Origin of the sequence: Enorma phocaeensis (assembly GCF_016901575.1) — a bacterium.
Classification (GTDB): Bacteria; Actinomycetota; Coriobacteriia; order Coriobacteriales; family Coriobacteriaceae; genus Limicola; species Limicola phocaeensis_A.
The window spans coordinates 1-6,703 of the sequence record NZ_JACJKQ010000033.1 but is presented as its reverse complement, the minus strand read 5'-3'; the positions used below and the strand labels follow the sequence as shown (position 1 = coordinate 6,703).

Sequence of the window (6,703 nt, the reverse complement as noted above, 5' to 3'; positions counted from 1 at the left end):
TTGGTCCTCTTATCCATGTGTCCTCCTTCGGCTGAGGACTACGCTAGGGGACCGGGGGGTCGCGGGGTGACAGAATCAAAAAACGAGGGGTGACAATTTCATTTGCTTATAACAAAACTGGCCCCGAAAACGAAGAAAAACCGAGCTTCGGCGAAAAAGAGGGGCGCCGTCGCTCGGTCTTCTTCGAGCGACGGCGCCCCGAGACCCCGCGGGCCGCCCAGAGGGTGGGGCGGGATGCATCATGCGGGAAAGTCCGCCGGCCCCTTGAGAACAACGCCGGCACCGAAAACGCTGTTGAGCAGCTCTTTGGTCTCTTCGACAGTCTGTGGAACCGTATCGTCGACCGAGACATTCGCAAACGGCGATGACGTCGCAAAAGGAACTCCCGCGCGGGAAGCGGATGCTGGATCGCCGTCCTCCACAGAGACGACGTCCGCGGCAGGGGTGGAAGCGACCGCAGGGGAAGCCGGCGCGGCAGGGGCAGAAGCGGCCGCAGGGGAGGCCGGCGCGCCCGCATCGGAAACGGCATCGTCTGAAGTTGGGACGACGGCACCCGAGGCCGAGGCGGAGGCGCCGCCGCTCGAGGCCGGGGCGGCGTCCGTCGCCGGGGACGACGTCCCGTCGCCTGCGGGGGACGCGAGCGCGCCCGGGGCATCGGGCATGTCGAACGGCGGCAGGTCTTCCTCTTCGTAGCCGGCGATCATCGCATCGTCGTAGGGTACCTGGTCTTCCTCCCAGGCACGACGGTCGGCGTCGATGTCGCGGCCGTCGGCCATGATGGTGGGGCCGCTCGTCTCGTCAGCCACGGGCCCAGCCGCCGGCGCCATTCCAGACGAGGGCGTGGGCGCCGCGCCGACTGTGGGAGCGGGCGATTTCTGCGAAGGCGCCGGCGCCGGCGCTTCCGACACAGGCGCCGCCGATGCGGGAGAACTCGTTGCAGGGACAGGAGATGCCGCCGGGCTCGATGGAGCAGCAGGCTCCCAAGGAGCAGCGCTCGCACCTCGAGGAGCCGCGGGGCGTCTCCGCTCCGCCGAGACCGGCGCGACATGAAAGGCCGACGCGGCAGAGCCAGATGTCGACGGGCCGCCAGAAGGCTGGGGTGCAGCAGTCTCCGACGCGCCGGACGCGCCGGAGCCGGAAGGCGTCGACGCGTGAGGGCCGGACGCCTTCTGCCCTCCCCCGTCCATGACGTATTCCACGGTCCTGCGCCCAAAGACAGCGCTCACGATGGGAAGCACGACCTCCTGGGTATCTGCCCGCCCCAGCATCTTGATTGCAAAGGCGGAGCCGGATGGAAACGCCACCACGAGCTTGTCGCCGTCATCAGAACGCGCGCGCGAACTTTGCAGCAGCGCGCCGCGCGACGCCTGGGCGGCGGTCACGCGACGCACGACGTCGGACCACTTGCGCTGGAGCTCGCCCGCATCGGAGACCGCAGGCGTCTCGGCAGCGGCGGCAGCGGCGACCTCGGCAGGAGTCGCGGGCGCAGGCGCGGCGGCAGGCCGAGGCGCCGTCTGAGGCGACGGAGCAGCCGGAGCGGCAGGCCGCGCCTGCGCGGGAGCCGCCTTTTCCGCCGCCTCCCTGCGGACAGCGGGCGCATGCTCCTGCGCCGATGCTCGCGATGCGGGCGCAGGCGCACTCGGCGCAGGCACGGCGTCTTTAGGCGCAGCCGGAGCGGAAGGCGCCTGCACGCTGCCGGCCGATGGGGCTGCAGACGCACCAGAGGCCGCCGCGCCGCCCTCGGCAGGCGAGACCCGCGCGGGGTTCTGAGTCTCATGTGAGAAGCCGCTCGGAGCAGACTGCGCCTGCCTGGGAGCCTGGGCCGGGCGCGTCGGCGCCGCAGAAGCCGCGGGAGAGGCGGGGGCGGCATCCCAAGGAGCAGCCGAAGCGGAGGAGGCCCCGCCGGTGAGCGCGGCGATGCCCGCCCGATCGAGGGGGGATGCCGGCACGCCCGAGGCGATTCGCGCCTCCAGGCGGTCAAGACGTTCCGCCACCGCCTCGAGCGTCAGGTCGGACTCGGGGCGCGCCAGACGCGTGCAGGCGATCTCGAGCACCAGGCGCGTGTCCGCGGCCGAGCGCATCTCGAGCGCGGCGTCGTCGAGCACGGTAAGCATGCGAGCCAAACGATCGGAGGTCTCAAAGAGCGACGCCTCGTCGACCAAGGCTGCCGCCTCCTCAGGAGTGCAGTCGAGCACCTCGGGCACGGCGCCCACCATCCGCGCGGTGTACACGTCGCGCACGTGAGCCACCAGGTCGCGCGTGAGCTCGAGCAGGTCGCCTCCGTCGTCTATCTGTGTGCGGATGAGCGCAAACAGCGCCGGCACGTCACGCGCGGCGATGCCTCGGCAAAACTCCGAGAGCACCGACGATGCGACCTCGCCCAGAAGCGAGCGCGCATCGGCCACATGCACCGCGCCGTTGCCAAAGACCGACAGCTGCTCCAAGGTCGAGAGCGCGTCGCGCATGCCGCCGCGGGCGTGCTTCGCCACGATCTCGAGCGCCTCCGGCTCGGTGTCGAAGCCCTCTTGCTCGCAGATATAGGCAAGCCGGCCCACGATGTCCTCGTTGCCGATGCGATGAAAGTCAAAGCGCTGGCAGCGCGAGAGGATGGTCTCGGGAATCTTTTGCGGATCGGTGGTGCACAGGACGAACACCACGTGGCCGGGAGGCTCTTCCAGCGTCTTGAGCAGCGCATTGAACGCCGCCGTGGTGAGCATGTGCACCTCGTCGATGATATAGATCTTGTACGCGCCGCGCACCGGGGCGAAATTCACCGAGCCGATGATCTCCTCGCGCACGTTGTCGACGCCCGTGCGCGAGGCGGCGTCCAGCTCGTAGACGTCTGGATGCGTGCCCTCGGCGATCTGGGTGCACTCCGGACAGGTGCCATCGGGCATGCACCCCGAGGCTCCCACCTCTCGCGCCGCGGCGGAACGTTCGCACAAAAGCGCCTTCGCCAAGATGCGCGCCATGGTCGTCTTGCCCGTGCCGCGCGGCCCGCAGAACAGATAGGCATGCGACAGACGCCCCTCGGTGACGGCGTGCTCCAACGTGGAGACGATATGCTGCTGGCCCACGACGCTCTCAAAGGTGAGCGGACGATACTTTCTATAGAGTGACTCCATCGGGGTCTCCTTTACAGGCTCACAGGCCGCGTTCAGAAAGACGGCGGTCGATGTCCTTCAGGGTGATGCGCGTGGCGAACAGCTGCCGATAGGTGGCGGACTTCACCTTGTCCTTCGCCCGCAGCTCGTCCATGCGATCAACGAGCTCGGCAAGCTCGGCGCGAACATCGGCCGCGAAGGCATCGTATGCGGCAAGCCGCTCCTCGTTGGTCATGACGTCCTCCCGCCCCTCATGCCGCCGCTCGGCCCGGCCCCCTACCGCCAGAGGCGGCAGACGCGCCCGCCGGCGGGGCCTCCGCACCGAGATGCCGCGACGCGCGGCAGCGCTCGACTATACTGTGCTACACCGGCGGCGCCACGCCTCCGGCATCGCATCTATGATACCTTCTGCCCGCAACCGTCATACCATGGCGCGCGGACACAGGAAAGGGACCACATGGACGAGCTCCGCGACCCTCAAAACATCTCGGACGCCATCGAGGACGCACCCGACGACGGCATCCGCTTCATCAACGAATACCTGTATGAGAACGACCTGCTCACCAACTTCGCGCGCCTGCAGGCAACCGGTGCCCGCCGAACGCTGCTCGCAGTGGTGGGCGTCGCCTGCATCGTCGGCGGCGTCGCGTGGTTCGTTCTTGACCGCAGCCTGGGCTGGCTGGGCATCGTCGTCGTCCTCGTCGGCATCTATCTGCTGTGGCACCGCTCGCAGCTGCACCATAACTATGCACGGCGCTATATCGACGCCATGGAAAAGGACTCCACGAGCTTTGGCGACCGCTACCGCCGCGTGGCGGTATCCGACGAGGGCCTCATGGTGTTTGCCCGAGACGGCCGCTCGCGCTACTACCGCTTCAGCGACCTGACCCGCGTGCAGCAAGACGACCTCATGTTTGTGCTGCTCTTCGGCTTGGACGGCGTCTGCCTGCCCCGCGCCGCATTCCAGCGCGGCAACGCCCAAGAGTTCGAGCGCTTCCTCGAGAGCCTCTCCTCTTCGCATCGATAGGCCACGCAAAAAACGAGCCATGCCGGCGGCGCCGCGACGCATGGCGAGAGCTTCAAACCGAGGCGGCGTGCCCCGACATGGTAGAATGGCCGCCAAGCTACAAGCACCGCACTTCAACCACACCACGAGGTAGCCATGTCGCTGTTCTCGAACTTCACCGACCGCCCTGCACGCCCGCAGCGCGGCTCTGCCGACACCTCAACGGGGGCCGACCCCACCCGCATCATCTCCGGACGCCGCGCCGGCACGCGCGGCTCCGCACCCGCCGGCGCTGCCGCTACCTCGCTGCTCAAGCGCTATCGACCCCTCGAGACACGCGCCACCGGAGGCTTTGGCAGCGTCGAGATCTGCCTGGATGCGCGCCTGCAGCGCCGCGTGGCGATCAAGCGCATCCCCCTCTCGACGCCCACGAGCACCACCCCCGAGGACGTCCGCGCCGCCGCGCTCGCCGAGGCGCGCACCGCCAGCATGCTGCAGCATCCCAACATCGTGTCGGTCATCGACTTCACCTATGACGACGCCTACGCCTACCTCGTCATGGAGTACATCGACGGCATGTCGCTCGAGGAGTTCTTGGCACAGGTCGAGGGGAACTCGCTCACCTACGACGAATGCGCCTGCATCGCAGACGCCCTCACGCAGGCGCTCGCCTACGCCCATGAGAACGGCGTGCTGCACATGGACATCAAACCGGGCAACGTGCTCATCGACCGCAGCGGGCACGTGAAGCTTGCCGACTTTGGCATGGCGACGCTCACCAGCGCCGCCGGGTTCGGCGGGGCGCGCGGCGGCACCATCGGCTACATGCCGCCCGAGCAGCTCGCCGGCGACATGGTTGACGAGCGGACCGACATCTTTGCCCTGGGCTGCGTGCTCTACGAATCCCTCTGCGCCACCTCGCCGTTTCGCGCCGCCACGCCCGCCGACTCGCTCAAGCGCATAGCCAAAGGGGTCGTGCGCCCCGCCTCCCTCTTGCCCGACATGCCGCAGGACGTCGAAGACGCCCTGTTGTCGGCGCTCGCGGCAGACCCCGCCGAGCGCCTGGACTCCGTCGCGGAGTTCGCCGAGCTCTTTTTAGACGACCTCGGCGACGCCCGCGAAGGCAGGCGCAGCCTGGCACGCATCATCGCCCGCCTCACCTCTGACGAGGTGCCCGACGACGAGGACGCGCCCGGCAGAGGCGGCAAGGTATGGGAGCTCGACCCGGCGGAAGGCTGGCTGGGCAGCCGCACGCCCAACGCCCGCCGCATCGCCTGCGGCGCCGTCGCCGGCGTGTCGGTGTGCGTCTCCAGCCTGGGCATGCTCTCGCATATGGGCATGGCGCCGGGTCTGGCCCAGCTGCTGGGCGCGGCGGCCATCGGTCTCGCGGCGGGCATCGCGCCGCAGATAGGCTCGGCGCTTCTGGCATGTTGCTTTGCGCTGATGGTCGCGGGCTCCACGGAGCTTCTCCCCCTGATCGCCACCCTGATCGTCTTCGTGCCGTGCTTTGCCGGCTGGTGGTATGCCTGGGGACGCACGCGGCCGGCAGCGTCGGCAGTGCTTTGCGCCCTCGTCGCGGCCGGCATCGCCACGCAAGACGCGCTCGTGCTTGCCGGCCCCGTGGCCGCGCTCGCTTCCTACCTGCTTGCGCCCGTGCCGGCAGCGGCCTCGGTCGCGGGCGGCGTCCTCTTTGCCCGCCTCGCCTCGGCAGCGCTCATGGCCGGCGGCTCGATGGGAGGCGCCCAGGCGCTGGACGCCCTTGCAGACCCGTGGCTCTGGGCGGGCGTCCTCGTGCTTGCAGGCGCCTCCGCCGTGTCGAGCATGCTGCTCGCCCGCCTGTGGTCAAACGTGCGCGACGCGCGCGGAACGGGGCTTCTCGTCCTGCCCTGCATCCTCTTTGCAATTGTGGTTGTTTTGCTACTCTGGCTTGCAAACCCTATGGAAAATGCCGGCATCGACCCCGCCGGACCCCTCGCTGCGCTGGGGTCGGGAGCCCTATCCTCTATAATCCTCGGTATATGTGTCTCTTTATTCGGATATCGCAAAGACCTATCGGAAGGTGATCGTCTGTGAACTTCCTGAATATCTTCGAGAACCACGTCGCGGGCATCTTCGGTGCCGCGCGGGCACCGTTCTCGTTCAAGAAGCTCGCCAAGCAGGCGGCCCGCGAGATGGAGGATCAGACGCTCGTGGTGAACGGCGTGAACACCGCACCGGCGCTCTACACCGTGCTCATCGCCAACGAGGACGACCCGCTGATGGCCCCCTACTACCCCGAGCTCACCCGCGAGCTCGGCGAGTTCGTGAAGGCGCAGGCCCAGCGCAAGCGCTACAACTTCGTGGGCGACCCGCTTGTCCGCTTCATGATCGACCCGTCGCTCAAGGCGGGCAAGTTCTCGGTTTTCGCCGAAAACGTCGACGCCCCTACGCTCGCCCGCCTCTACGAGGAGGAGCGCGCCTATCAAAGCGGCCTCTCTCAGAGCATCCAGGCTTCCACAAGCAGGCGCCCGAGCGAGCCCGAGCCCGCACAGAGCGCCCCCAGGCCCACGCCCCGCAGGAACCAGGGGTCTGCCGCTGTCTCTTATACACATCT

Annotated in this window: 5 protein-coding genes; 3 read left to right on the top strand and 2 right to left on the bottom strand. The window is 68.2% G+C overall.

Features of this window, described 5'->3' with window-relative positions:
• Positions 1–239: 239 nt before the first annotated feature.
• Together dnaX and H6A15_RS09855 are read right to left on the bottom strand one after the other, a co-directional pair.
• Positions 240–3,125: a DNA polymerase III subunit gamma/tau gene (dnaX, locus tag H6A15_RS09860; protein WP_204673586.1), complete on the bottom strand. Its 2,886-nt coding sequence runs from the start codon at positions 3,123–3,125 to the stop codon at positions 240–242.
• A gap of 19 nt (positions 3,126–3,144) precedes the next feature.
• Positions 3,145–3,339: a hypothetical protein gene (locus H6A15_RS09855; protein WP_204673585.1), complete on the bottom strand. Its 195-nt coding sequence runs from the start codon at positions 3,337–3,339 to the stop codon at positions 3,145–3,147.
• Between the two features lie 222 nt (positions 3,340–3,561).
• On the opposite strand from H6A15_RS09855, the gene H6A15_RS09850 reads away from it, so the two are divergent.
• The 3 genes from H6A15_RS09850 to H6A15_RS09840 all read left to right on the top strand — a co-directional run.
• Entirely contained in the window at positions 3,562–4,131 is a 570-nt protein-coding gene (locus H6A15_RS09850; protein ID WP_204673584.1) for a YcxB family protein, read from the top strand.
• Positions 4,132–4,266: 135 nt separating this feature from the next.
• Positions 4,267–6,183: a serine/threonine-protein kinase gene (locus H6A15_RS09845; protein WP_204673583.1), complete on the top strand. Its 1,917-nt coding sequence runs from the start codon at positions 4,267–4,269 to the stop codon at positions 6,181–6,183.
• Positions 6,180–6,703 (top strand): FhaA domain-containing protein (locus H6A15_RS09840; RefSeq protein WP_204673582.1); only part of this gene is annotated, 524 nt, incomplete at its 3' end. The genes H6A15_RS09845 and H6A15_RS09840, both read left to right, overlap by 4 nt.

Bases quoted from the DNA above. Each gene is read 5' to 3' on its own strand.
- dnaX (WP_204673586.1), bottom strand. From the start codon at position 3,125: ATGGAGTCACTCTATAGAAAGTATCGTCCGCTCACCTTTGAGAGCGTC.
- H6A15_RS09855 (WP_204673585.1), bottom strand. From the start codon at position 3,339: ATGACCAACGAGGAGCGGCTTGCCGCATACGATGCCTTCGCGGCCGAT.
- H6A15_RS09850 (WP_204673584.1), top strand. From the start codon at position 3,562: ATGGACGAGCTCCGCGACCCTCAAAACATCTCGGACGCCATCGAGGAC.
- H6A15_RS09845 (WP_204673583.1), top strand. From the start codon at position 4,267: ATGTCGCTGTTCTCGAACTTCACCGACCGCCCTGCACGCCCGCAGCGC.